The sequence below is a fragment of the Fibrella arboris genome, assembly GCF_041321095.1.
GTDB classification, from domain to species: Bacteria; Bacteroidota; Bacteroidia; order Cytophagales; family Spirosomataceae; genus Fibrella; species Fibrella arboris.
This window is the reverse complement of sequence record NZ_JBGGWE010000003.1, coordinates 306,514-332,617: the sequence shown is the minus strand read 5'-3', so window position 1 is coordinate 332,617 and position 26,104 is coordinate 306,514. Positions and strand designations below refer to the sequence as shown.

The 26,104-nt window shown below is 52.7% G+C and carries 28 protein-coding genes; 17 read left to right on the top strand and 11 right to left on the bottom strand.

Annotation, left to right across the window (positions count from 1 at the left end; translation table 11 throughout):
• The first annotated feature begins 71 nt into the window (after positions 1–71).
• The gene (recG, locus tag ACAW75_RS06470) at positions 72–2,180 is read left to right on the top strand and encodes an ATP-dependent DNA helicase RecG (RefSeq protein WP_370727869.1); all 2,109 of its coding nucleotides are present in this window, start codon (positions 72–74) and stop codon (positions 2,178–2,180) included.
• Positions 2,180–2,890, top strand: coding sequence for a transposase (locus ACAW75_RS06465; protein WP_370727868.1), 711 nt, complete (start codon positions 2,180–2,182; stop codon positions 2,888–2,890). The genes recG and ACAW75_RS06465 overlap by 1 nt, the downstream gene beginning before the upstream one ends.
• A 9-nt stretch (positions 2,891–2,899) precedes the next feature.
• On the opposite strand, the gene ACAW75_RS06460 is transcribed toward ACAW75_RS06465, so the two are convergent.
• The gene (locus ACAW75_RS06460; RefSeq protein WP_370727867.1) at positions 2,900–3,490 is read right to left on the bottom strand and encodes a Uma2 family endonuclease; all 591 of its coding nucleotides are present in this window, start codon (positions 3,488–3,490) and stop codon (positions 2,900–2,902) included.
• A gap of 225 nt (positions 3,491–3,715) precedes the next feature.
• Between ACAW75_RS06460 and eno the strand changes: the two genes are divergently transcribed.
• The 5 genes from eno to ACAW75_RS06435 all read left to right on the top strand — a co-directional run bounded on the left by eno (position 3,716) and on the right by ACAW75_RS06435 (position 8,376).
• Positions 3,716–4,993 (top strand): phosphopyruvate hydratase, encoded by a 1,278-nt coding sequence (gene eno, locus ACAW75_RS06455; protein ID WP_370727866.1) that lies wholly within the window; start codon positions 3,716–3,718, stop codon positions 4,991–4,993.
• A 91-nt stretch (positions 4,994–5,084) separates the two neighbouring features.
• The gene (locus ACAW75_RS06450; RefSeq protein ID WP_370727865.1) at positions 5,085–5,393 is read left to right on the top strand and encodes a septum formation initiator family protein; all 309 of its coding nucleotides are present in this window, start codon (positions 5,085–5,087) and stop codon (positions 5,391–5,393) included.
• A 104-nt stretch (positions 5,394–5,497) separates the two neighbouring features.
• The gene (locus ACAW75_RS06445; RefSeq protein WP_370727864.1) at positions 5,498–5,986 is read left to right on the top strand and encodes a low molecular weight protein-tyrosine-phosphatase; all 489 of its coding nucleotides are present in this window, start codon (positions 5,498–5,500) and stop codon (positions 5,984–5,986) included.
• A 109-nt stretch (positions 5,987–6,095) separates the two neighbouring features.
• Entirely contained in the window at positions 6,096–7,670 is a 1,575-nt protein-coding gene (gene gpmI, locus ACAW75_RS06440) for a 2,3-bisphosphoglycerate-independent phosphoglycerate mutase (protein WP_370727863.1), read from the top strand.
• Positions 7,671–7,806: 136 nt separating this feature from the next.
• Complete coding sequence (locus ACAW75_RS06435) at positions 7,807–8,376, top strand: hypothetical protein (protein ID WP_370727862.1); 570 nt, start codon at positions 7,807–7,809, stop codon at positions 8,374–8,376.
• A gap of 70 nt (positions 8,377–8,446) precedes the next feature.
• On the opposite strand, the gene ACAW75_RS06430 is transcribed toward ACAW75_RS06435, so the two are convergent.
• From ACAW75_RS06430 to ACAW75_RS06410, 5 genes are all read right to left on the bottom strand, one after another.
• Complete coding sequence (locus ACAW75_RS06430) at positions 8,447–8,689, bottom strand: hypothetical protein (protein WP_370727861.1); 243 nt, start codon at positions 8,687–8,689, stop codon at positions 8,447–8,449.
• Between the two features lie 130 nt (positions 8,690–8,819).
• Complete coding sequence (locus ACAW75_RS06425) at positions 8,820–9,914, bottom strand: Gfo/Idh/MocA family protein (protein WP_370727860.1); 1,095 nt, start codon at positions 9,912–9,914, stop codon at positions 8,820–8,822.
• Between the two features lie 103 nt (positions 9,915–10,017).
• Positions 10,018–10,866, bottom strand: coding sequence for a sterol desaturase family protein (locus tag ACAW75_RS06420; RefSeq protein ID WP_370727859.1), 849 nt, complete (start codon positions 10,864–10,866; stop codon positions 10,018–10,020).
• Between the two features lie 108 nt (positions 10,867–10,974).
• Positions 10,975–12,063, bottom strand: a complete 1,089-nt coding sequence (locus ACAW75_RS06415; protein WP_370727858.1) for an AI-2E family transporter — start codon at positions 12,061–12,063, stop codon at positions 10,975–10,977.
• Between the two features lie 64 nt (positions 12,064–12,127).
• Positions 12,128–13,342 carry a class I SAM-dependent rRNA methyltransferase gene (locus tag ACAW75_RS06410; protein WP_370727857.1) on the bottom strand — a complete coding sequence of 405 codons (1,215 nt, stop codon included), beginning with the start codon at positions 13,340–13,342 and terminating at the stop codon, positions 12,128–12,130.
• 81 nt (positions 13,343–13,423) lie between these two features.
• Between ACAW75_RS06410 and ACAW75_RS06405 the strand changes: the two genes are divergently transcribed.
• A complete protein-coding gene (locus ACAW75_RS06405) occupies positions 13,424–14,296 on the top strand; it encodes a sugar phosphate isomerase/epimerase family protein (protein ID WP_370727856.1) in 873 nt (290 codons plus the stop codon).
• Positions 14,297–14,306: 10 nt separating this feature from the next.
• Here the strand turns inward: ACAW75_RS06405 and ACAW75_RS06400 are convergent, their stop codons facing one another.
• Complete coding sequence (locus ACAW75_RS06400; RefSeq protein ID WP_370727855.1) at positions 14,307–15,290, bottom strand: zinc dependent phospholipase C family protein; 984 nt, start codon at positions 15,288–15,290, stop codon at positions 14,307–14,309.
• 153 nt (positions 15,291–15,443) lie between these two features.
• Here ACAW75_RS06400 and ACAW75_RS06395 point away from each other — a divergent pair, with 153 nt between their 5' ends.
• Positions 15,444–15,842 (top strand): Dabb family protein, encoded by a 399-nt coding sequence (locus ACAW75_RS06395; protein ID WP_370727854.1) that lies wholly within the window; start codon positions 15,444–15,446, stop codon positions 15,840–15,842.
• 123 nt (positions 15,843–15,965) lie between these two features.
• Here ACAW75_RS06395 and hemH read toward each other — a convergent pair whose 3' ends face one another.
• The 3 genes from hemH to ACAW75_RS06380 are packed head-to-tail and all read right to left on the bottom strand — an operon-like array spanning position 15,966 to position 18,866.
• Complete coding sequence (gene hemH / locus ACAW75_RS06390) at positions 15,966–17,042, bottom strand: ferrochelatase (protein ID WP_370727853.1); 1,077 nt, start codon at positions 17,040–17,042, stop codon at positions 15,966–15,968.
• A gap of 48 nt (positions 17,043–17,090) precedes the next feature.
• Complete coding sequence (locus tag ACAW75_RS06385; protein WP_370727852.1) at positions 17,091–18,056, bottom strand: hypothetical protein; 966 nt, start codon at positions 18,054–18,056, stop codon at positions 17,091–17,093.
• 45 nt (positions 18,057–18,101) lie between these two features.
• A complete protein-coding gene (locus ACAW75_RS06380) occupies positions 18,102–18,866 on the bottom strand; it encodes a hypothetical protein (RefSeq protein WP_370727851.1) in 765 nt (254 codons plus the stop codon).
• Positions 18,867–19,066: 200 nt separating this feature from the next.
• On the opposite strand from ACAW75_RS06380, the gene ACAW75_RS06375 reads away from it, so the two are divergent.
• Positions 19,067–19,981, top strand: a complete 915-nt coding sequence (locus ACAW75_RS06375; RefSeq protein WP_370727850.1) for a hydrogen peroxide-inducible genes activator — start codon at positions 19,067–19,069, stop codon at positions 19,979–19,981.
• Positions 19,982–19,990: 9 nt separating this feature from the next.
• Here the strand turns inward: ACAW75_RS06375 and ACAW75_RS06370 are convergent, their stop codons facing one another.
• A complete protein-coding gene (locus ACAW75_RS06370) occupies positions 19,991–20,647 on the bottom strand; it encodes a hypothetical protein (protein ID WP_370727849.1) in 657 nt (218 codons plus the stop codon).
• 114 nt (positions 20,648–20,761) lie between these two features.
• On the opposite strand from ACAW75_RS06370, the gene ACAW75_RS06365 reads away from it, so the two are divergent.
• The 7 genes from ACAW75_RS06365 to ACAW75_RS06335 all read left to right on the top strand — a co-directional run bounded on the left by ACAW75_RS06365 (position 20,762) and on the right by ACAW75_RS06335 (position 25,969).
• Positions 20,762–21,616 carry a fumarylacetoacetate hydrolase family protein gene (locus tag ACAW75_RS06365; RefSeq protein ID WP_370727848.1) on the top strand — a complete coding sequence of 285 codons (855 nt, stop codon included), beginning with the start codon at positions 20,762–20,764 and terminating at the stop codon, positions 21,614–21,616.
• Positions 21,617–21,638: 22 nt separating this feature from the next.
• Positions 21,639–22,463: an amidohydrolase family protein gene (locus tag ACAW75_RS06360; protein WP_370727847.1), complete on the top strand. Its 825-nt coding sequence runs from the start codon at positions 21,639–21,641 to the stop codon at positions 22,461–22,463.
• 123 nt (positions 22,464–22,586) lie between these two features.
• A complete protein-coding gene (locus ACAW75_RS06355; RefSeq protein ID WP_370727846.1) occupies positions 22,587–23,369 on the top strand; it encodes an L-fucose dehydrogenase in 783 nt (260 codons plus the stop codon).
• 111 nt (positions 23,370–23,480) lie between these two features.
• Positions 23,481–24,755 carry an L-fucose:H+ symporter permease gene (gene fucP, locus ACAW75_RS06350; RefSeq protein ID WP_370727845.1) on the top strand — a complete coding sequence of 425 codons (1,275 nt, stop codon included), beginning with the start codon at positions 23,481–23,483 and terminating at the stop codon, positions 24,753–24,755.
• Between the two features lie 126 nt (positions 24,756–24,881).
• The gene (locus ACAW75_RS06345; RefSeq protein WP_370728092.1) at positions 24,882–25,211 is read left to right on the top strand and encodes an L-rhamnose mutarotase; all 330 of its coding nucleotides are present in this window, start codon (positions 24,882–24,884) and stop codon (positions 25,209–25,211) included.
• Between the two features lie 120 nt (positions 25,212–25,331).
• Complete coding sequence (locus ACAW75_RS06340) at positions 25,332–25,772, top strand: hypothetical protein (RefSeq protein WP_370727844.1); 441 nt, start codon at positions 25,332–25,334, stop codon at positions 25,770–25,772.
• On the top strand, positions 25,769–25,969 hold the full coding sequence (locus ACAW75_RS06335) for a helix-turn-helix transcriptional regulator (RefSeq protein ID WP_370727843.1): 201 nt from the start codon (positions 25,769–25,771) through the stop codon (positions 25,967–25,969). The genes ACAW75_RS06340 and ACAW75_RS06335 overlap by 4 nt, the downstream gene beginning before the upstream one ends.
• The last annotated feature ends 135 nt before the right edge of the window (positions 25,970–26,104 follow it).

The following is a 26,104-nucleotide window of genomic DNA, read 5'->3' as shown; positions in this document are numbered from 1 at the left end:
ACTACGAACACGAAACCGCAAACATCAAGCGGTAAACTGTTATTTTTACTACCTAGTTACCCATTGCCCGCATGACCGAACGTACCACCTTCTTTGATACCCGACTGGAATACCTGAAAGGACTTGGCCCCCAGCGGGCCGAGTTGCTGAATAAAGAACTGCACCTGTTCACGGCGGCCGATCTGATTCAGTACTACCCCTTCCGGTACGAAGACCGTACGCGCTTTTATACCGTCAGCGAGTTGATGGAGTCGATTCCCTCAGCCCAGGTACGTGGTCGCCTGCGCGACTGGCATACCGAAGGCGAAGGCCCTAAGAAACGGCTCGTCGGGCATTTTACCGATGGCACCGGCACCATGGACCTGGTCTGGTTTCAGGGAATCTCGTGGCTCGAGAAATCGCTTCGTCGCGATGGCGAATACATTGCGTTCGGTAAGCCGCAGGAGTTTCAGGGCAAATACAGCATCGTACATCCCGAACTCGACCCGGTACGGCCGGATGTGGAACCCGAAGCCACACTCTCACCGGTTTATAACCTGACGGATAAGCTTCGTAAACGATTCATCGATAACAAGGTGATGGCCAAAGCGATGCGGTCGTTGCTGGAACTGGCCTGGCCGCACATTCACGAAACGTTACCCAACAGTCTGATCGAAAAGTTTCGGCTGGTGGGCAAACGCGAAGCCGTCTGGAACATTCACCTGCCCCAAAGCCCTGCCTGGCTGCGACAGGCCGAACGGCGGCTAAAATTCGAGGAACTGTTTTATAATCAGCTTCGGCTCATCTCGAATAAGCTGATCCAAAAGGAAGAACATCCGGGTCAGATCTTCCAGAAAACCAGCCTTTTATCGCATTTCTATAAAACCCTGTTGCCTTTCCCGCTCACGGGCGCGCAGCAGCGTGTCCTGCGCGAGATTCATAAAGACTGCCTGACGGGGCGGCAGATGAACCGGCTGTTGCAGGGCGATGTAGGCAGCGGCAAAACCATTGTGGCGTTCATTACGATGTTGCTGGCGATCGACAACGGGGCGCAGGCCTGCCTCATGGCCCCCACCGAAATCCTGGCCGACCAGCACTACAACGGCCTGAAACCCTTCGCCGACGCGATGGGCCTGAACCTCGGCATCCTGACCGGAAGTACCCGCACCAAACGCCGCCGGGTGTTGCACGATGAACTGCAAACCGGACGGATGCACATTCTGGTGGGTACCCACGCGCTGCTCGAAGACGTGGTGCAGTTCCGCAACCTGGGCCTGTGCATCATTGACGAGCAGCACCGCTTTGGCGTGGCACAGCGGGCCAAAATGTGGGCGAAAAACCCGGTTGTGCCGCCCCATATTCTGGTCATGACGGCCACGCCTATCCCGCGAACGCTGGCGATGACGCTGTACGGCAACCTCGACATTTCGATCATCGATGAGATGCCCGCTGGCCGGAAGCCGATCAAAACGGTGCATAAGACCGATAAGCACCGGGCCGAAGTGTTTGGCTTCATGCGCCAGCAGATTGAACTGGGGCGGCAGGTGTACGTGGTCTACCCACTGATCGAAGAGTCGGAAACGCTGGACTACAAGGATTTAACGGACGGGCACGAGAGCATTCAGCGGGCATTTCCGCAGCCCAAATACCAGGTCGGTATTTTGCACGGTAAGATGGATTCGTATAGCAAAGACTATGAAATGACCCGTTTTGCGAATGGTGAGGTGCAGATTCTGGTGGCTACGACGGTGATCGAAGTGGGGGTGAACGTACCCAATGCCAGCGTCATGGTCATTGAGAGTGCCGAACGGTTCGGCCTGTCGCAGCTGCACCAGCTTCGTGGTCGGGTGGGGCGTGGCAGCGATCAATCGTATTGCGTGCTGATGACGGGTTATAAACTCAGCGCCGATACCAAAACCCGCCTGGAAACAATGGTGCGTACCAATAACGGGTTCGAGATTGCCGACGTTGACCTGCAACTGCGCGGCCCCGGCGATCTGGCCGGCACCCAGCAATCGGGCCTACTCGACCTGCGCCTGGCCGATCTGGCCAAAGACGGCCCCGTGCTGACCGCCGCCCGCGAATCGGCCCAGATTATTCTGGAAACGGACCCCAACCTGATTCTCCCCGAACACGCCGCCATCCGCAACCACATCGACGCTATTGGCCGCACCCAATCCGACTGGAGCCGGATTAGCTAATGGGAGAGGTTGTCAACCGGCGTTCTATTCGCCTAGATGGTTTCGACTATGCGTTGGAAGGGGCATACTTCATCACTGTCTGCGTTGAGCATAAAGAACATCGTTTCGGCCATATTACCGACGGGGTAATGCACCTGAACGATGCTGGTCAGATGATCTCTGAACGTATCGAGGCCATCCCCGCCAAATTTCCAGGTACGTTAGTTGATTCCTACGTAGTCATGCCCAACCACATCCATTTCATCCTCACATTGGTAGGATTTCAACCAAATGGTGGATATGTAGGGGCGACCCATCGTGGTCGCCCGCTTTCGGACCGACAGGGCCGCGAATCAGCCGACGAAAAAACTGGTGTTGAGAATATGAATACCGTTGCTGCTACCGGTGCAGATGATGTACTTGATACTAGCGGGCCTAACGGCCCGAAAGCGGGCGGGCACGACCGATTCGGCGAGGGCACGCCCCTACATGTGAACGATCCGGCGATTGACAGCGTACCCAGCGTGGCGGATGTAGTTGGCTGGTTTAAAGCGAGCACCACGAACTATTACATCAAAGATGTGAAGGAAGGTCGTTATCCAGCATTTGACCGGCGGCTCTGGCAACGGAACTATTACGAGCATATTATCCGAACAGAAGCCGCGTATAATCAGATCGATGCGTACATACGGACTAATCCGTTGCGATGGGCTGAAGATCGGTTGCGCTGAACAAAAGGCCTACCCAAACAGCCAGTCCAGGTCAAGTGATACGTCAGGAAAGATGGACGAGGTAGGGTGGCTGCCTTTTTCGTAGACGGCTGTTTCCTCATAGTGGTTAGCCACCAACGTGTAGGCGTAAATTTCAGCGCTTTTCGGAACAGCAATCCAATATTCATGTACGCCTGCTGACTCGTAGAGATCAAATTTTTCATTAAAATCTTTCTTGTGTGTCGACGGCGACGTGATTTCGATGATCCAGTCGGGTGAACCAACGCAACCAAATTCATCGATTTTGGCGGGGTCACAAATAACGCAAATGTCGGGTTGGACAACTGTATGAACTTTGTTGTTGAAGCCCGGTTCATAATCAGGATTGGGAAGCCGCACATCAAAAGGTGCAGGGAAAACTTCACAGGTACGTTCCCGGAAATAGTTATACAATTCGCCGGTAATCCGCATGGACACACGCTGATGGCCTGGCCGCGGCGCAGGAGACATATTGTATAACTTCCCTTTAATTAATTCAACGCTTTGCTCAAACTGCCATTTGAGGTAATCAGCATACGTATATGTCTGGTTTGGATCGAGTTCAGACAAGTTGGTAATCATATAGCAAACCGTGTAATTAGTTATCAAAATTACAGCTGAATTTAACAAGTATCTCTCGGAAACTGATGCCTCCACTTAACGTACCTGACCTGGCAACTCGAAACGCCGGATGACAATCCTCTTCATTCCCCGGCTTTTCCGTTTATTTGTGGTGTGAAAAAGGGCGTTCGGCTTTCTTTCAGTTGTTGTTAGGTAATTAATCCAAATTTTTGTTTGTAAAGCACAATGAGTACCATTCAAAGCATCCATGCCCGCCAGATTCTTGACTCGCGCGGCAACCCGACCGTTGAGGTCGACGTACGTACCGAAACCGGTGCCCTGGGCCGCGCTGCTGTGCCATCGGGTGCCTCGACGGGCACGCACGAAGCCGTTGAACTGCGCGACGATGATAACAGCGTATACGTTGGTAAAGGTGTACTGAAAGCCGTTTCAAACGTTAATGAACTGATCTACCCGGAGCTGGTAGGCATTTCGGTGTTCGAGCAGGGTATGATCGACAAGATTATGCTTGATTTGGATGGTACGCCAAACAAAGGCCGTCTGGGTGCCAACGCTATCTTAGGTGTATCAATGGCCGCCGCCAAAGCCGCCGCCATCGACTGCGGTATGCCCCTATATCGCTACATCGGCGGGGTGAACGCCAACACGCTGCCTGTGCCCATGATGAACATCCTGAACGGAGGTTCACACGCCGACAACTCAATCGACTTCCAGGAGTTCATGGTGATGCCGGCCAACGCGCCAACCTTCGCTGAAGCGCTGCGGATGGGTACCGAGATCTTCCACACGCTGAAGAAAGTCCTGAAAGGCAAAGGCATGAGCACCAACGTGGGTGACGAAGGGGGATTTGCGCCCAATATCGGATCCAACGAAGAGGCCATTCAGATCGTGATCGAGGCCATTGAAAAGGCGGGCTACCGGCCGGGTGAAGACGTATGGATTGCGATGGATGCGGCCGCGTCTGAGTTCTACAACGCCGAAACTGGAGAATACCACTTCAAAAAATCGACCGGCGATAAGCTGACGTCGCCCCAAATGGCGCAGTACTGGGCCGATTGGGTATCGAAATACCCGATCATGTCAATCGAAGACGGTATGTCGGAAGATGATTGGGACGGCTGGAAACTGCAGACCGAACTGGTTGGCAAGAAGACGCAACTCGTGGGTGACGATCTGTTCGTGACGAACGTAACCCGGCTGCAGGAAGGTATCGACAAAGGCATTGCCAACGCCATTCTGGTGAAAGTTAACCAGATCGGTTCGCTGACAGAAACGATCGATACGGTAAATCTGGCGAAACGGAACAGCTACAAGAACATCATGTCGCACCGGTCGGGCGAAACCGAAGATTCAACCATCGCTGACCTGGCTGTAGCCTTGAATACCGGCCAGATCAAAACGGGATCAGCGTCACGGTCAGACCGGATGGCGAAGTATAACCAACTGCTCCGTATTGAGGAAGAACTGGGCGAAATGGCCTACTTCCCTGGGCTTAAATTTTAAGTCCTCTGTCTTCAGTCTTCTGTTGCTTCGCTCAAGCACGTTCTGTATGGGCGAAGCAACAGAAGACTGAAGACAGAAGACCCCTTTGTGTATGAACCGCATCCTCAACAGCCGCTATCGTTTCTACATTCTGACGGGTGTGGGATTTTTGTTCTGGATGCTTTTTTTCGACGCTAACGACCTGCGTTCACAGTTTCGTAACTGGTGGAAAGTAAAGGAGTTAGAAGGCGAGAAAGCATATTTCCAGGACCAGATTGAGCTGGTTCGGGCCGAACGCAGACAGGTGTTGGGGAGCCAGCAGCTGCGTGTCAAGTACGCCCGCGAGAAGTACCTGATGAAAAAGCGCAACGAAGACGTCTATGTACTCGTTGACGAAAATGGCGAACCGATTGAAAAGTAGTTTGCCGTTTACTGTATACCGTTTGCCATTGCTCTGCTGATGAACAAATCGATTTGCTGGCAGCGCAACAGAAAACGGTAAACAGAAAACAGTAAACTGATTGTATGATTTCCCTTCTCTTTGTCTGTTTAGGAAACATTTGCCGATCGCCGGTGGCAGAAGGGGTCTTTCGGCAACTGGTCGACAAGGCGGGTCTTTCCGGGCAGATCGAATGCGATTCCGCAGGTACGTCGTCGTACCATATCGGACAATTGCCTGATCAGCGTACCCGGCAAAATTCCCTGACACACAACCTGACGCTCACGCACCGCGCCCGCCGAATGACCGGTGAGGATCTGGCCCGGTTCACATACATTATCACGATGGACGAAGCCAACTTCGATTCTGTCATAAAGCTCAGCCAGCGTTCGGTAGGATTGACTCACGACGACACTGTGTTTCTGCTGCGTGAGTTTGACCCGGCGGTGAACGACCAACCCAGCGTACCAGACCCTTATTACGAAGGGCCCGAAGTCTTCGAAGACGTGTATCAGATTGTTTACCGCTGTTGTGAAGAACTGTTAACGTACCTGCAAAAACGGCATAACCTTTAGTGAGTGAAAGAGCGAAAGGGTGAATGAGAGAGCTGCTTACACGTGAATGATCCACAGCATAAGCAACTTTCGCTCCTTCGTCTTTCACTCTTCCACTCTTCCACTCTTTATGAACAAAAAAGTCATTCTCATCATCATGGACGGCTGGGGCATGACCACCCAGAACGACCGGTCGGCACTGGCGGCGGCAAATACCCCATTCGTTAATGACGCCTGGAACCGCTATACCCATAGCACACTCGAAGCCTCTGGCCTGCCTGTCGGCTTACCCGACGGGCAGATGGGAAACTCTGAAGTAGGGCATATGAACCTCGGTGCAGGTCGGATCGTCTACCAGGATCTGGTGAAGATCAATCTGGCCGTTGAACACGATACGCTCAGGAAAGAGCCGGTACTCGCCGACGCGCTGACATATGCCAAGGCAAACGGAAAGAAAATTCACCTGATAGGGTTGGTATCCGATGGGGGTGTTCATGCGCACATCACGCATCTGAAAGGCCTGCTGACCATTGCGCATGAACAGGGGCTGACAGATGTATTTGTGCATGCCTTCACCGACGGGCGCGATACTGATCCGAAGAGTGGGCTGGGCTTTCTGACGGATGTTTGTGAGCACATGGCCAAAACCACTGGCCAGTTGGCCAGCGTAGTGGGGCGCTTCTATGCCATGGACCGCGATAATCGCTGGGAACGCGTGAAAGTAGCCTACGACGCTATGGTGAACGCCGTTGGTGACCGGGCGCAGGGCGACGGCGTATTCCAGGCGATTCGCGATTCATACGAAGCCGGTACGTCCGATGAGTTCATCAACCCGATCGTGATGGAAAATGCCGACCATACACCTGTGGCTCAGATTGAGAACGGAGACGTGGTCATCTGCTTCAACTTCCGCACCGACCGTGGACGGGAAATCACGCTTGCGCTGACGCAACGCGACTTTCCGGAACAGAACATGCATAAGCTCGACCTTAACTACATTACCATGACAAACTACGATAGTGAGTTTGCCGGGGTGAAGGCTATTTTCGAGAAAGATAACCTGGCCAAAACACTGGGTGAGGTAGTGGCCGAGGCCAACCGAAAACAGATCCGTATTGCCGAAACCGAGAAATATCCGCACGTAACGTTCTTCTTTTCGGGGGGTAGGGAAGAGCCATTCGTTGGTGAATCGCGCCTGCTGGTGCCTTCACCGAAAGAGATGACGATTACCAATGAACAGGGCGAAACGATGACGATTCCGGTGAAGACGTATGACCAGAAACCCGAAATGTCGGCCTTTGGTATTCGCGACGCCATCCTGCCTGAACTGGAAAAAGGCGACGTCGATTTTGTCTGCCTCAACTTCGCCAATACCGACATGGTTGGTCACACGGGGGTATTCGAGGCCGTGGTAAAAGCCGCCGAAACCGTTGACGCCACCACCCGCGATGTGGTAATGACCGGACTGGCGCATGGCTACACCTCGATCATCATTGCCGACCACGGTAACGCCGATTACATGGTCAACGATGATGGTACGCCCAACACGGCGCATACTACAAGCCTGGTACCCTGTATTCTAGTCGATAACGAGTATCAACCCGCGCTGAAAGATGGTAAACTTGGCGACATTGCCCCGACAATTCTTGCGTTGATGGGCATTGACAAACCCGCCGAAATGACTGGTCATAGCCTGTTGGCGTAAGAGCGATCGTCAGGCAACTGTGTCTGTGCGGGCTTTGCCGTCTGCTGAACGCAACGTACCTGACTACTGTTTACCCTGTACCACGTTTTAAAACGCGCCCGCAGCCTGACACCAGGTTGCGGGCGGTTTTTTGTCTATGAAAGTTGCGTTCCTGCTGTTAGCCACTCTGTTTGTTACTGCCTGCTCGACCGATACGGCGAAGCGACCCGAAAAGCCTGTTTATTTTGATGTGGCCGGGTACATTAAAAGTCAGATTGACATTCTCGCCAAACAGAAGCCAACAGTCACCAAGCGATTGAAGATGGGAGAGAAGACCGAGCAGCGAAGCACGCGGACCATCAACTGGAGCCGCGAACTCGAGCTGTTTTCCCAGGCTGACATCAATAAACCAGCCCTTCGGAGCAGCTATACCATTGCCCGGCCTGATCCATTCACGTACCGGTATACGCTCAAACCGTCGGAGAAGAATCTGACCGTTCGCTCCCTGGTCGTCAGAGTGGATCCAACGAGCCGTAAGCCAAGCCGGATCGATGCGATTCTGGCAACTGAAAATCCGCTTTACACGGCAGAAAGAAAGATTTATCTGGAAAGCGGATGGCTACCAGGCGGTGTTTGGGGGGTAACGCATTATCAACTGCAGGGCTTCCAACACCTTAATTTGCTGGACAAGCACACCTTCGATGTGGAAGGAACAATTACGCAGTAATGTACCTGCGAGGGGCCATTAAGTGGTCATTCAGTGCCTTTTCACGACTAGTGACAGCATAGCCTGCTGGTCAATTCGTGACCTCCGTTAGGTAAGGAAGATAGGGCTCCAGCTTGTCGGTCGACTTAAACGCCGAAATCTGCTTCACTCTGTTCGTGTAAGCGTCGTGGCGAACCTCAACGTAGAACGAGTCAAGGCTGTAGAGCAGATAAATAAAATCGTCTTCATACCGGTTGGCCAGAATGTTTGCTTCAAAATACAGGGCGTTCAACTGGTCGTCGGTATCGAGGCTGGAAAAGTAGGCTGGTGTCATGAAAAGAGCGATTTCATGGCGAAGATAGGCTAAAAAATAGTTTCAGGTTTCAGGTTTCAGGTGTCAAGTGTGCTGCTAACCGGCCAAACGCCTGATCAGCAGCGCACTTGACACCTGAAACCTGAAACTATTAAAGCGTTACCCGCCTACTGTCTTTGGCGGCCTTATAGATCGCTTCAACGATACGGATGTCGGCCAGTCCTTCTTCGCCTGGTACCAGTACCGCCGATTTTGACATGATCGACTTCGCGTCGTTATCCATCTGAGTGGCCTGCTGGAAAGGCACCTGATACGCCACATCTGTTTTGAACCCCTTACTGCCGGTTCCTTTCACGCCGTTATAGCCCGAGTAAGGTTCTATTTCCAGTTCGCCCTTCTGACCGGTTACATGCAGGTAATTCATGTTCATGCCATAACTCGTCTGCAACGCTGCCCGTGCCCCGCTTGGAAATTCCAATTGCACCATACTGGTTTCGTCGAGGCCATTCTTATATACGTCGGGGCGCGTTGTATACTGTTGGGCTGTAACGGCAATAGGTTCTTCGCCAGTGGCCAGGCGGGCACCCTGAATAACGTAAACCCCCATATCGTACATCACACCGCCACCCATCTCTTTCTTCTGCTTCCAGTGATCGGTGCGTGCGTCGTAATAAGCCGCCGAGCAATTTACCATGCTGATTTTGCCGATGTTGCCCTCGCGGAGGTAGTTGACGTAGGCCTGCGTGTTGGGGTCGTGATGCAGGCGGTAACCGACCGATAATGACTGCTTGTTCTTCTTGCAGGCGTCGATCATGTTCTGGCACTCTTTCGCCGTGACAGCCATCGGTTTTTCAACCCAGACGTGTTTGCCCGCCTTGGCAGCCCGGATCACGTATTCTTCGTGCATGGATGGGGGCAGTACCACGTAGATAACATCAATGTCGGGGTTGTTGGCAATCTGGTCGAACGTCTGGTAGGAATAGATATTCTTGTCGGGAATGTTGTATTTCTTTTTCCAGGCTTCTGCCTTGGCCGGTGTGCCCGTTACGATACCTGCCAGATAGCAGTTTTTGGTCTGCTGAAGCGCGGGGGCCAGCAGATCGGTGCTGTAATAACCGAGACCTACCAGGGCTATACCCAGTTTGTCTTTCTTGGGTGAAGTAGCCGCCAGCAGCGTGTGCGGAGAAACTAAGGTAGAGGCCGAAGCCAATGACAGGGTTTGCAGGACAGTACGACGAGAGGTCATGTGCGTGTATGAGTTTCTGTTTACAATTGGCAGCAGGGCTGCTTCGGAGAACGTACCCGGAGTGGCAACGTACCTGCATCAATGCAGCATCAATCCCAAAACGTTAAACCTCTGTCAGTTTACTATTTTTTTCACCTACTGGTGGCCGGTATGGCTTGAAAGGTACTTTCAGGATGCCGCCGATGTGGCTGTGCTCGTGCGCATCGGGATGCGTATCCAACCCGTACATGATGTCTTTACCCGCCCGCCGTGCATACGTACTGAAGAGCCGATCCCAGACTGAAAAAATATTACCGTAGTTGGTATTCGAGTAGGGAAGTACATAATGATGATGAACATGATGCATGTTTGGCGTCACGATAAGCCAGCCCACTGCCCGATCGGCCCAGCGCGGCAGCTCGATGTTGGCATGATTGAACTGCGACAGCAGCACGGAAAAGGCCTGATACATGAAGACCAGCCACATGGGGGCACCAACCACAACCACCGCCAGTGTGGTGAACAGAAACCGAATAACGCTCTCACCAGGATGGTGACGGTTGGCGGTAGTGGTGTCGACGTACTGATCAGAATGGTGAACAGAATGAAATTGCCACATCCACGTCACCTGATGCTCTGTCCAGTGGGCAAGCCACGCACCCATGAGGTCAAGCAGCAAGAGCCCTACAACGGCCTGTGCCCAGCTGGGCATCGACACCCACTGAAACAGGCCGACATGACTCACCACCGCCCAATCACTGGTTTTGACCAGGATGAAGGCAAGGGCAAAATTGACGATGACGGTGGTCAGCGTAAAAAAGAGGTTGATACCGGCATGCCGGGGCTTATGGTAATCAAACCGCACGAACGGAACGATACTTTCCAGTAACCAAAAGAAAGCAATGCCGCCGACCAGGATCAGGCTACGGTGAGCTGAAGGGATATGCGCGAAATAATCAACGATACGCTCCATGAACGACTTTATTTTGTTGAATTATTTCACAAAATACGAATAAAAAGATGTTTCGGGAATCGGTTCTAAGAGGCTACTGCCAGATAACAGAGCGCTTGGCAGATCAAACTACCTTACCTGCTTCTCTGCCTTTGCCTGCGCCTGTTCGGTGACAGTGGCTTCGTCCTGAGCAGCTTCAGCGCGGGATTCTTTGTTCTCTTTAGCGAAGACGTGCATGAGCACAATAAAGAATGACAGGATCGTTGGCCCGATCACCAGCCCTAATATGCCGAAAATAGGGACGCCAATGACTATACCGGCCAGGGTAACCAGCGGGTGTACATCGCCCATGCGCTTGGCCAGCATGATCCGAAGCAGGTTATCGATGTTGGTGATCACAATGACCCCAACCAGCAGAATACCGACGCCCTGCGTTGTATTTCCCTGCGAGAGCTGGATCAGACCGGCTGGCAACCAGACAAGTGGTGTACCTAGAACCGGAATAAAAGCCAGGAAAAAGGCGACCGTTCCCCAGAAAGCAGCGTCAGGAACGCCGAAAATCAGCAGCGTGAGCCCCGTTAATATGCCCTGTACCAGCGAAACAATGCCCTGGCCTAATACATTGGCATTCACATTGTTGCGAAGTTGCTCGCCCAGTTCTTTCAGCGTATCGCGCTTAAAAGGAAGGTGCTTGCGTAGGCCTTCCAGAAACGATTCCTCTTCCGTGAACATGTAGAACAGCGTGAAGAACATCAGGCCAATGATAACCAGAAAGTCGAGCGCGCCACCCGCCAGCGACGGCAACTGACGCGAGGCGAATGTACCGCCCTGTTGCAGCATCTTCTGAATATTCTGCTGGCTGGTAATCTTGAAACCGGTCAGGTTTTCAGCCTGCTTGATCAGGCCCAGGATTTGATCGGTATGTTGCGAATAGTACTGAATGCGGTCGATGAGCAGAAAGCTCAACACCAGGAAAGGCAAAACGATCACGAACAGCGAAAACAGAATAATACCCGCCGTAACAAGGTTCCGGTTCCACTTTTTGCGGTGAACTAATCCGTAGAAAAGCGGACGGAAAATAACGTATAGAATGCCTGCGCCGAAGAAAGCAGACACGTACCCACGCAAACCGGCGATGATGAAGCCCCCCAGTACCAGTAGGCTGGCAATGAGTAGGATACGCTGTTGCTTCGGCGTATAGATTGTAGATGATGCCATAGATATGAACAGTGATCAATTAACAATGATCACTGTTCATTATACCCTGTTCACCAAAAATTGTTCATTCTACCCACAGCACCAGGCCCTTCAAATACCCTCCTTCAGGGTGAAATAAGCTTACGGGGTGGTCAGCGGGTTGGCTTAGGTGATGCAGCACCCGTACCTGGCGGCCCGCCTCAATAGCCGCCGCCACAATGGTGTTATAGAACAACGCACGATCAACCACCTGCGAGCAGGAGAAGGTAAACAGGATTCCCCCCGGTGCCACTCGTTTCAACCCTTCAACATTTAGCCGCTTGTAGCCCTGAACTGCCCGATGACGGGCCGAAAGACTTTTGGCATACGCCGGTGGATCAAGCACAACGACATCGTAGGTGGGTGTGGCTGGCTCTTTCAGGTAATCCATTACATCGGCTAGGATGGCCTCGTGCTGGCCCGAAAAATCAGGATTGGCCGTTACATTCTGGTTTGTCAGCTCAATTGCCTTTTTCGATACGTCGACAGAATGCACCAGAGAGGCGCCGGCCGCAAGGGCATAAACCGAAAAACCGCCCGAATAGCAGAAGGCATTCAATACGCTTTTGCCAGGTGCGTAGCGAGCCAGCAGTTGCCGGTTGTCGCGCTGGTCCAGAAAGAAACCGGTTTTTTGCCCCGTAATCCAGTCGACCAGAAACGTGTGGCCGTTTTCCTGAACGGCGCGGGGTGTTTCGGCCCGGCCATAGCGGTAGCCGTTCTGTACGCCCGCCGCATAGTGGTCGGGCAGGGTTTCGGCACTCTTGTCGTACACGGCAACGAGTTCTGTGCCAAAAACGCGCTGTAGAGCCTCCACGATCGGTTGCCGCTGGCGATGCATCCCGATCGAATGGGCCTGCAATACCGCTACCCCATCGTACATATCGATGATCAAGCCCGAACAGCCATCGCCTTCGCCGTGAATAAGACGGTAGCAGTTTGTCTGCGAAGGGATTACGCTGGCCCGTACTGCCCGAATCTGCGTAAGCTTCTGCTCCCAGAAAGTCACATCAGGCACAACCGGCTGACCGTTGGTATGGGCGGCAAACGAGAAAAGACGTACCTGGATGCTGCCATCGTGAAAATGACCCGTTCCCAGGTACGTTGCTTTGTTGGTATATACCTCCACTATATCGCCGTCGGCAATGGTGTTGTCGGGCGAAAGACTTTCACGACGGGCAACGGCGCCTGAGAAGACCCAGGGGTGAAAACGCCGAACGGCTTCGTCGCGGTCTTTTTGCAAAAAAATCTTCGGGTAATTCATGCCACAAAGGTAATGAAGCGGTGACGGGCAATGGTAAATTCACCGATTTGCCTACTTTCACTACCGCAAATCAACTAACCAATGCAAACGAATCGACGTGATTTTTTGAAGCAGGCAGGCTTACTGTCGGCGGGTGCCGTTGCCCTGAGTTCAACGCTTTCTGAGGCGCTGGCCGGGTCTATTAAAACATTTGGTCTTCAGTTATATAGTGTTCGCGATGTGTTGCCAGCTGACCCTAAGGGAGTTATGACTCAACTGGCTAAAATGGGGTATAAACAGTTTGAAAGCTACCAGGGCGATAAAGGTTTTCTATGGGGTATGGAGCCTGCCGCCATGAAGTCGTTCCTGAATGACCTGGGCGTGAAAATGGTGAGCACACACTTCGACTTCAAAGGCGCATCGGAAAATGCGGATACGCTTCAGAAATACATCGATATGGCCAATGGGGCAGGTTTAAGCTACATGCTCTGCCCATACATTGGCCCGCAGAAAACGTGGGACGACTGGAAGCGGGTGGCCGATAGTTTCAACCGGGTAGGCGAAGCCGTTCGGAATGGCGGTCTTAAATTCGGGTATCATAACCACGATTACTCGTTCCGACCCTTAGACGGCAAACTACCCCAAGACTACCTGTTGACGCACTGCGACCCAATCAACGTGATGTTTGAGCTGGACATGTGCTGGATTGAAGCCGCCGGACAAAGTGCCGTTGAGCATCTGAAACAGCACGGTAGCCGTTACGAACTGTGCCACATCAAAGACTACAAGAAAGAAGGCAACGGTAAAGTAGTGCAGCAGGATTTGGGTAAAGGAGAGGTTAATTACAAAGCTATTCTGAAACAGGCCCGCAAAAGCGGAATGAAGTATTTCCTGATCGAGCAGGAAGAATATCCCGGTCCATCGATGGTTAGCCTGAAAGCCGACGCCGATTACATGAAGACGTTTAAGATCTAGGCATAACCAGTTATTCGTCCCGTACCTTAAACAGCCGCTTGAGCCAACTCTGTTGCTCGGCGGCTGTTTCTGCTTTTTCGGTCTCGTCGGGTAGTTGGCGAGCCAGCTTTTTCAGGTCGGGCTGCCCGGCATCGACCCAACAGGTATACCAGAAATCACCCACCATTTTTATCGAGGCACGCAGCTGCCGTTCTACCTGCCCACGTAGCCGTTGGTGATACTGGCGGGCAAAGGTCTCTGAATACACCTTCACGGTTTGCCCATTACGGTCTTCAAAATTCCATTTATGACTGTCACCTACGTCAGCCGTCAGGGAACGCTCAATAGCCAGCACCGAATCCAGCGCCGCGTGAGCGTTGAAAACGGCACGCCAGGCCCGTTGCTGCGGATGCTCAACGTATTCAGCTGCACCCACCAGCCCATCGTAAGTACCCGAGAAAAGCTCCGGTAAGCGCGATTCCCAAAAACCATGAATACCCGTTTGGCCCGTTAGCTGGCCGTTGTAGTTGCGCGTAGTGTGCAGGGGCACGTTGGCGTCGGCGATGTAATGGCCAATATCGGCGGCAAGGCGCAGGATTCTGGGTACGTTCCGTTCTTTAAACGCTTCGGTCAGCTGGTATTTCGCCAGTTGGATATGCCAGGGCACAATCCCGTGCATGGCAAGTGTGTCGGGTCCGTACCGGTCGGCGGCAGCGCTCCAGCTACGGGGCAGTGTTTCGCGGGTGGTGTCGGCATACACATCCAGATCAATGAAATGACGGGGAGCTTCATCAACTACGGCATACCGACGTTTATCGGGGTTTACGGCGTTGTCGGTCAAAAACTGAATACGGCTTTTGAAGAGCGGCATCATGTCGGGCGGGAGTGTAAAGACAGCCAGCCGGTTAATCTGCTGATGCGCATAAAACCCCCAGTTTGGCGCCCGCGTCAGCGGACGTGGTTTGGCAGACAATACCCCATTCGCACAGAGCAGAAAACTGGCAAGAAGGGTCACAAGAAAAATTTTTCCCGGAAAAATGATCAACCAAATTCTATTCTTGTACATTTGTCAAGTCATGGTACTATTTGAAGACTCAATAAGATCTATCGAATAAAACCTCGATAAAAACAGAATAAAATTTCGTTAAAAGACATAAATTCCAAATCAATGCAACGCGAAACTAAAGGATATGCCCTCATTGTAGGTCTCTTCTGCATCCTCGGTTTATTAATCTACGGAGCGTATTCACCCGCCCGCAAAGCCCAGAAACAGCAGATTTTCTGCTTTTCTTTCACAAAAGAGGCTAATTCGCAAGCTGTAGACAAGCATATGCGCGATTTTGCAGCCCTTCGGCACGAAATTCCACAGGTCGTTGGTTACACTGCTGGCAAGACATTTTTGGTGGGTAAGTCCGATTCTGAGTACGATGTTATGCATTATCTGACATTCCAGAACGAAGAGGACATGAAAGCGTTTGAGCAAAGCGCTGCCTACAAAACATTTGTGAACCAGAACAAAGCAAGCTGGGACAAGACGCTGGTCGTCAACGCAGAAATTCAGCCTTAATACGGCATTGCCCCAAAAGCAGCAGGCTCAACGTGGAAACGTTGAGCCTGCTGCTTTTGGGGCAATGCCAGCGCTTCAGCCCGGCTTATCCATAAACTGACTACTGTGCGGAGCCACTAGCCATTATATTGTCTTTACCATATCCACGATCGCCTCAACCCAGAGTGGGCTGTCGTTCAGGCTTTCGACCAGTTGCCAGTGTTCACCGCCATGTTCTTCGAATAGCTCTCTGTATTCTTCGCCTACTTCGATGGTCGTTTCCAGACAGTCGGCCACAAAGGCTGGCGAAAAGGCCAGTACACTCTTAATCCCTTTGCCTGGCATTTCCTTGATGACATCATCAGTATAGGGCTTGATCCAGGGATCATTGCCCAGGCGCGACTGGAAACTGGTCGTGTATTTACCCTCCGGAATACCTAACTCGCGCACCAGACGGCGGGTGGTTTCAAAACACTGCGCCCGGTAACAATGCTGGTTATCAGCGCGTAATGATCCGCAACAGGCGCCAAATTGACAGACCGTTTTGGCTACGTCGCCTTTCCTGATCTGGCGCTCGGGCAAACCATGATAGCTGAATAAGTAATGGTCGTACTCCCGCTCGTTCATGTATTTACGGCCAAGCTGCACAAACCCTTCGATGAACTTGGGATGTTCCAGGAACCGGTTGATGAAACGTACCTGCGGAATCACCTGCCATGATTTCAGGATATCCATTACTTTCTCGTAAACCGAGCCGGTAGAAGCTGAGGCATATTGCGGGAAGAAAGGCACCACCACAATATCAGTCAGGCCGAGGGTCTGAAACTCGGCCAAGCCTGCGTCGATACTAGGGCTTTGGTAGCGCATGGCCAGCCGAACCACATAGTCGTTGCCCAGTTGTTCCTGCACCATCTTCGTCACAACGTACCCATAGTGCTTGAGCGGCGACCCGTTTTCATTCCAGAGCTCCTTGTAAATTTTTGCTGACTTCGGTGCCCGAAATGGTGCAATGATGCCGTTAACGAGCAGAAAACGAGGAATGTACGGAATGTCAATGACGCGGCCGTCCATCAAAAACTCGCGGAGATATTTCCTGACATCCGGCACACTAGGGCTATCAGGTGTACCCAGGTTAACCAGCAAGACACCAGTCTTGCCAACGGGCTTTGATCTGGTTTCGATGGTTGGAATAGGAGCGGGTTGTAAAGCAGTAGCTTCCATTAATGCGTAACGGTTTTCGACCGAAATCGGTTTACGATGGGTGGCTGTTCACTTTCGTATTTCGTCGGAATAACGGGTAAAGCCTGCCGCAATGCCGAATCGTATGAAGGTGTACCGGTCGTTGAAATAGATATTGTACGGGTCTTCGCCATAATAACCCGCCGTTGCAAAAATACCAGTATCCCGGCTGAAAGCAGGAATGTACCAGGCACTAAGTTCGACATTTAATCGGCGCTGCGCCGCTGCGACTCCCCATCCCGCCAAGTTATTGACGGCGTATGAGGCTTGTAAACTCAGGCGGAAACGTTCTGTTTGCACCGAGGTCGATGGGTCATCAGCAGACCGCGCCAATAGCTTGACCGTGGCTTGTCCTACCAACCGGCCAAAGCCGTAATGACCCGCCAGCCCTTCGGAATGCGTGAAGAGCGGCGCATGCCAACGGTAACCCAGGTTGTAGTACGTGCCGTGCCGGGTGTGGGTGCCCCAGTTATAGGTAGCCTGGAGATAGTTGGTCGAGAAGTCGCCTGTTTCGGTGTTGATCGTGCCATTTGGCCGAAATACAGGCCCATCCTGCCCGTTGGAGTGATGGAAAAACTGGGCTTCGAGGTATTTGTAATGGGTTACGTTGGTGCTCAGTCGGTAGAAGACCTGGGTGCCGAGCCTGAAACTGGGTGTGCGGATAGGCGACGAACGGTCGGTGCGGGTACGGGCCATGAAACGCTGGGTGACCGCCAGCGAGAAACGTGATTTCGGCGTGTCAAGCAGAAAATAACTGGCTATCAATTCGCCGTTGATGACATATTGGCTGGGCGCACCCAGTTCGCCATTGGGCGCGATGTACGAAAAATCCCGATTGCTCCGGAAAAATTCGTTGTACCGATGATTCCAGAAGCGTACCGAATCAACCGGCACCCTTTGCGCCGCCGCTTTAGTTCCGGTTGATTCGGGTTGTCCATGAGCTACGGTAGCCCCTAGCAACGTACCCAGAAAGACAGCACTGACTTGACCGGTCATAGCGTTGATTTTTATCATCCCACTTGTGTAAGGATAATAAAGAAACTAGAGGCTTGGCCGGTCAAAAGAGGTATATACTGCGTTCGAGAGCGAATCGTACACCTTTATGTCTGATAATTCGCGCGGGCCACGCTTGCCGGAGAGTTTGATTTTACCCAACGTTTGATAATCAGTCCAGGGTAGGATAAAACCGGGCTTTTCGTCGGTGTATTTCGGGTAGTATGCCCACTGGGATACCAGCCTTGTCGTTTTATCGACCCAGACATGGTATTTGTTGTCGGGGGTATTGCCTACGCCTTTGAACGTCAGCTGGATCAGGTCGGCGGGCTGGCCTGCTTCGGTGTTGGCAGTGCCCAGGTCTTTGAGCGTCACGCCCGAATCTTTCAGTTTGTACGGCATCAGGAGCCAATACGAGTCATTGATCCAGGCCCCTTTAGCCGACTTAACAAACTTCGCCACGCTGTCGGGATTGGTTTCTTCTTTGCCATTCCTGAAAACGCGCCCTTTATCGGTGTTGATATTGAGCAATACGGTCTGGTCATTCTTCAGATTGTCGACCCGAACATCACCCGTCCACTTATCCCAATGCAGGCGACGAGCCCCAAAGAATGTCCAGGCAATGTGGTGGGTGTTATCCCACGCTTTTCGACCACCCTGCGCCGCCATCACGTCATCGGCGATCTGCACAGCACGGGGGTCTGACCCGGCCATGTCGAAACCCGCCGCGGCAGGGTTGTTATTCTTTTTCTGCGCCAGCAGGGGCGAAGTCATGACCAGAAACAGCAGAAACAAAAAGCGATAAGGGTTCATCGATGATAGCTGGGTTTGAACGAAAAGACAAAGAAAGCCGATTCAGTGCATTTTCGTCATCAATGCAATTTAGTTTTGCATCGAAATCATCTATGAACCAGTTTACTGTTTACCGTTTGCGGTCTTCTGTTGCTTCGCTCATGCAGAAATACGTACCTGAGCAACGCAACAGAAGACCGTAAACGGTAAACAGCCTTCCCATGACGCTCACCCAACTCGATTACATCGTTGCCATTGATACCCACCGCCATTTTGCCACCGCTGCCGAGCATTGCCACGTTACGCAGCCTACGCTGAGCATGCAGATCCAGAAACTGGAAGATGAATTGGGCGTCCTGCTGTTCGACCGGTCGAAACATCCGGTGGTACCAACCGAAACGGGCCAGATCATTGTAGCGCAGGCCCGTGAGGTGTTGCAGTCGGCGCGACGGATTCCAGAGCTTGCCAAGGAATCCCGTGACGAAGTGGGGGGCGAACTCCGGGTAGGTATCATTCCAACGCTGGCTCCTTATCTGTTGCCTTATTTCATTGGGGCGTTTATGGCGCGCTACCCGGCCGTGACCATTCAGTTGCAGGAGTTACTGACCGAGCAGATCGTAGAGCGGCTTCGTACCGGATTGCTCGATGTGGGAATTGTGGTGACACCACTTCGCGAGACAAGCATGACGGATATTTCGCTGTTTAAAGAGCCGTTCATGGTGTATGCCGCAAAAGGCAATTCGTTGCTCAGCAAACCAACGCTTATCCCCAGCGACCTGACCGGTGACGGGCTCTGGCTACTATCGGAAGGGCATTGTTTCCGGGATCAGGTGGTGAATCTTTGCGGTGGTAACTATCAGGGAAATAATGCGTTGCGTTATGAAACGGGTTCGCTCGAAACATTGATCAAACTCATTGACCGTCAGGACGGTTTCACGCTGTTGCCGTATCTGGCAACGCTCGATTTCGACGAAACCCGCCAGAAGCAGCTGCGGCCATTCGCTGGCACATCGCCAGTACGCGAGGTCAGTCTGGTGATGCACCGTAGCTTTCTGAAGCGCAGTCTGATAAACGCCCTCAAACGCGAAATACTGACGAACCTGCCCGACGAGCTGAGGGCCCTGCAAAAAGCGTAGGGTGTTCGTTTATCCGCCCAGCCCGAAAATGCCCCGGCGTACTTTGAACGACTTTTTCAGCCCCCGGATCAATAACAGGGCACCGATAATGCCGAAGACAATGGCCAGCACAGTGATGCCCAGAATGGCAAAAACTACGGCGACCAGAATGACAATGACCGAGGCTTTTAATTGCCAGGAGATGCGTTGCCACCAGTTTAATTTTTTGCGGGGCGGCAGGCCCAGAATTTCGCGCAAGGTCTTTCTGGGCTTTGGGCCGGGCTGATGCTCGTTAACCGGTGCCGGGGCATTGTTGCCAGGCGTGGGTGCCAGCAACCGGCGGGCGTTTCCCTGGTGTTGCCCGATACGCTCGGCCACTGGGTACGTGCTGCGGACAGGGCTATTGGCTGGTGCGTTGGCTGGCTCAACTTGCGCGTAGGCAACCGGCGATTGCGACGTCCAGGTACGTTCCTGTTCGTTGGGTACGTTGCCCACCAGGCTGTCAGGTACGTTGTCTGCCCGGTTCAGGCTGGTGGCTGGCTTGGGTGCCGGCGAATAAAAGACCTCCCGGTTGCTGCGTTGAAAATAAGCAACAGGATGCTGGCAGGCCGATAGCCCAACGAGCAGGCAAACGGTGACCAAACCGGAAGCCGGGGCAATGCGTGGCGAAGCTGGATATAAAGACATTGCCCTAACAACGCGCCAGATCAGGCAGGTCGTATATGAGTGCAGGCGAAAAGTAGCTGATCGGATAGGAGTAGTGCCTACCAGTTGGCTACTTTTACCCCAAAGATTTTTTGCATGAAACTATTCCGCTTCGGCCCTGATGGCCACGAGCACCCCGGTGTATTGATGCCGGATGGCCGCCACCTGGACGTTACGCACTTCGGTGGTGACTACGACGAACCATTTTTTGCGACAGATGGCCCCGACCGATTGGCCCACTGGCTCGCTGCTCACGCTGCCCAATGCCCACCTGTTCCGGCCGATGCCCGTTTTGGGCCTTGCCTGAAACGACCCTCCAAGATTGTTTGCGTGGGGCTTAACTACGCCAAACATGCTGCCGAAACCGGTGCTACACCGCCCGCTGAGCCCATTCTCTTTTTTAAATCGACTACCTCGCTGTGTGGCCCCAACGATGACGTGGTGATTCCGAAGCGATCCGAGAAAACCGACTGGGAGGTAGAACTCGCCGTGGTGATCGGTAAGCGGGCCAGCTACGTTGAACTCGATCAGGCGATGGATTATGTAGCAGGCTATGCCGTGATCAACGATTACAGCGAACGCGCCTTTCAGCTCGAACGGGGCGGTCAGTGGGACAAGGGCAAAGGCTGCGACACGTTTGCTCCGCTGGGGCCATACCTGGTCACGCGCCACGACGTACCCAATCCCAACGCGCTAAACCTGTGGCTATCTGTCAACGGGGAGAAACTACAGGATTCCAACACCGACGACATGATTTTCGACGTACCTACGCTGGTTAGCTACATCAGCCAGTTCATGACCCTCCTTCCCGGCGATGTCATTTCAACCGGCACACCCTCTGGTGTTGGCCTCGGCCTGAAACCACCCCGTTATTTACAGCCTGGTGATGTGGTGGAACTTGGCATTGACGGATTAGGCGAGCAAAAGCAACTGGCGGTCTCTTATCAATAATCAGTTAACGGTTAACTGAACCATGACAATAGACGCGCATCAGCATTTCTGGCTCTATACTCCTGAGCGCGATAGCTGGATTACTGAAGATATGGCGGTGATCCGCCGCGATTTTCTGCCCGCCGATCTGGAGCCGGTGCTGGCGGCCAATGGGATGGAGGGGTGTGTGGCTGTGCAGGCCTCGCAATCTGACGAAGAAACCATGTTTCTGGTCAGTCTTGCCCAGGCATACGGTATTGTTAGGGGCGTGGTTGGCTGGGTCGATTTACGAGCTAACGATCTGTATGAGCGACTGGAGGCCTACTCGCAGTTTGAAGAAATTCGCGGTTTCCGGCATGTAGCTCAAGCCGAACCAGACGATTTTTTAAGGCGGCCCGAGGTGATCAGAGGCATTCGCCAACTTGCCGCTTTTGAGTTTACCTACGATATTCTGATCTATCCGTCGCAGTTGAAAGCGGCTTTGCAGCTGGTACGTGCCGTGCCGGAAGTGAATTTTGTCATTGACCATCTGGCCAAGCCGGCGATCAGAAAACAGGAAATAAACCACTGGTCGAATTTTATGGCCGAGCTGGCTAAACAGCCGAACGTGTCCTGTAAAGTATCGGGTATGGTAACGGAAGCCAACTGGCAAAGCTGGAACAAGTCGGACCTGTTTCCGTACCTCGACGTCGTTTTTGAGCGGTTTGGCCCTGATCGGCTTATGTTTGGTTCCGACTGGCCTGTTTGTCTCGTAGCGGCCGATTATACACAGGTAAAAACGGTCATTGCAGACTACGTAGCACCTTGGGGCGATGAAGTCCGTGCTAAGGTATTCGGCGCGAATGCGACCAGGTTCTACAATCTATAACAGATGCCGGTTGCAGGCAGGAAGCTACAGGACAATTCCCCTGACGCTTTGCTATAGCTTGCCACGCTGCGTTTGATTGGTCATTCCGCAGGCTCACGAGTAAACCTCCAACCTTCTACAGACATGGATTTAGAATTAACAGGTAAAGTTATTATTGTTACGGGTGGTGCCAGAGGGATTGGCGAGGGCATTAGTCAGGTACTGGCTGCTGAAGGGGCAACTGTTGTTATTGTTGGCCGTAGCGCTGGTCATAACGACCTCACCGTGGCCCGCATCGAACAGGCAGGCGGGAAAGCCATTGGCGTAGTGACCGAACTAACCGAACCAGAGGCCTGCCAGCGGGCCGTTGAGCAGGTGATGGCTCAATTCGGCCGGATTGATGGGCTGGTCAACAACGCGGGGGAAAATGATGGCGTCGGTTTGGAAAATGGTAGCTATGAGGGCTTTATGGCATCGTTACACAAGAATCTGGTGCACTACTACCTAATGGCGCATCATGCGTTGCCAGCGTTGAAAGCGTCGAAAGGAAGCATTGTGAACATCGGTTCTAAGGTGGCCACCACGGGGCAGGGCAACACCTCGGCCTATGCCGCCGCCAATGGCGGGCGTAACGCGCTAACGCGCGAATGGGCGGTTGAACTGTTGCCGTATGGTATCCGTGTCAACGCAGTGATCGTTGCCGAATCGTGGACGCCGCTGTATGAACGCTGGATCAACACATTAGCTAACCCCGAGGAAACGCTACAAAAGATTACGAGTAAGATCCCGCTCGAACACCGCATGACCACCACCACCGAGCTTGGGAATGCAGTGGCGTTTTTACTCTCCTCAAAGTCGAGCCACACAACTGGTCAACTGGTTTACGTCGACGGCGGCTACACGCACCTCGATCGGTCTATTTCTTAAGAAGTTCGCAGTTTTCTGTGTACGGTCTTCTGTTGTACTGCTTTGGCACGCAGTCTCATGAAGCGAAGCAACGGAAAACAGTACCTGGTAAACGCCTAAACCTCCCTTTACATGGCTGCAATTCCTGTTACACCACCTACTAAACCGGCCGGCACGCCGACTGAATCGTACACGCTGGCATTTGCGCTGGTGACGAGCCTGTTTTTCCTGTGGGCTTTTGTTCATAACCTGGAGCCCATCCTGATTCCCCACCTGAAAAAAGCTTGTCAACTGTCTGATTTACAATCGGCATTGATCGATTCGGCGGTGTATCTGGGCTACTTCCTGATGGCCATTCCGGCTGGCCTGGTCATGAAAAAATATGGCTATAAGCGGGGCATTCTAATGGGCCTGGCTCTGTACGCGTTAGGTGCGCTGCTCTTTGTTCCAGCGGCCAATACCAGGGTCTACGGGTTGTTTCTGGGCGCGTTGTTTATCATTGCATCGGGCTGTGCGTTTCTGGAAACAGCGGCAAACCCATATGTTACGTTGCTTGGCCCACCCGAATCGGCTACAACGCGGCTCAACCTGAGCCAGTCGTTCAATGGGTTGGGTTCCTTTCTGGCTCCGTTGATTGGCGGAAAATTGATCCTGAGCGGTATCGAGCATACGCAGGGCGAACTGGCCGCGATGTCGCCCACGCAGTTGGATACGTACCTGCAGTTTGAAGCCAACTCCGTGAAAATGCCGTATCTGATCATTGCCGGCCTGGTGCTGGTTGTCCTGCTGCTCTTTGTGCTTATCCGGCTTCCAACGGTGCACACGCATGTGAGCGAGCGCGTCTCGACCTTACGTACGGCGCTGAAACATCGGCAACTGGTAGGTGGTATTGGGGCCGAATTCTTCTATGTGGGCACGCAGGTTTGTGTAACGAGTTTCTTTATTCGGTTTGCCAAGTTCACCAGCGATATCCCCGAAAAACAGGCGGCCGAGCTGCTCGGCTTTGCTATGCTTGGTTTTCTGATTGGCCGGTTTACAGGTACGTTCCTGATGCGATATATTGCGCCAAGCCGCCTGCTAACAATCTATGCCGTTATCTGTATGGTGTTACTCGCCGTGGCGCTGTCGTCGCACTCGCAGGTAGCCGTATGGGCCCTGTTCGCCGTTCCGTTCTTTCTGTCGATCATGTTCCCTACCATCTTTGCATTGGCGATCAACCGGTTGCACGAAGACCGGGAGCTTGGTTCTTCGCTGCTGGTGATGGCTATTGCCGGTGGGGCTTTCTGCCCCTTGTTGATGGGTTGGATCTCCGACAAAACCAATATTCAGTTGGCCTACATTGTGCCTATGTTCTGCCTGACGGTCATCGCCTGGTATGGCTGGAAAGGACATGTGGTGAAAGAGTGAGCGAGTGAATGGCGAAAGAGCGAAAGCAGCTTCGCTGTATAAGCCGGTTGGTACATGCAACGCTCTTTCGCCGTTCACTCGCTCACCATTCAATCGCTCACTCTTTCGCCATTCACTCTTTCACCCATGACCTACGCCCTTGCGCTTGACCTGAAAGATGACCCGGCTCTGATTGCCGGGTATGAACGACACCATGCCAACCCGCGGCCCGAGATAGAGGCCAGCATTCGGGCGGCGGGCGTTACCGCTATGAACATTTACCGGTTTGGTAATCGACTGTTTATGATCATGGAAACCGACGATACGTTTTCCTTTGAGCGCAAAGCCCAGATGGATGCCGATAACCCAGATGTGCAGGTCTGGGAACAACTCATGTGGGGCTACCAGCAACCGATTCCTGGCGCGAAGCCCGGCGAAAAATGGGTGCTGATGGACCAGATCTACAGCCTGGCTTAAGCGAAAAATGCCTGAAGACGGTCAACCTTCGGGCCTTTTTTTAGTATCTACTGTAAAATAAACTTGTCAATATGAAAAGTTTATTTTACAATTGTGCTGTCAAGCAACCGTTACATCACCATGACAACGCGCCTGTTATTTCCGCATCGCTTCCGCCTGATCGGCTGGATCATCTTTGTGCCATCGGCAATCCTTGGGCTGGCCACCCTGTATGCTGATTATGAAATCAGCTGGCTGACATTCGGTACGGTCGACACCGTCATCGGCATAGCGCAGAATAATATGACGAACGAGCTCGCCGGGATAGGGGTCATTGTTGGCTTGCTACTCGCTGCCTTCTCGAAAGAACAGCTGGAAGATGAGATGATCGGCCAGATACGGCTGGAAGCGCTTCAATGGAGTGTGTATGTCAACTATTTTGTGCTGGCCATATCGATGTTGATCGTCTACGATGCTGACTTTTTCAACGTAATGGTCTACAATATGTTTACCATGCTGCTTGTGTTCATCGGTCGCTTTCACTGGTTGATTTTTAAAAATAATCAGTTGATGGCGGCATGAAGAACAAGCTAAAAGTAGCCCGTGCCGAAGCGAACCTGTCGCAGGGTGATTTGGCCGAACGAATAGGGGTAAGCCGACAGACGATCAACTCGATTGAAACCGGCAGGTACGTTCCCTCGACGGTGCTTGCTCTGAAGGTAGCCGCTGTGTTTGACAGACCAGTCGAAGCCCTGTTTAGCCTCGACGAAACCGATTAGCCGTTTCGACGAGTCTTGAAACGCTAGAACTAGAAAACAACCAGAATGCAGGATTTTATGGCTTAACGCGAGTTGCTAAAGACGCTGAATGCGCTATTGGACAATGGGCGAGTACGATAAGGTTATGCTAACAAA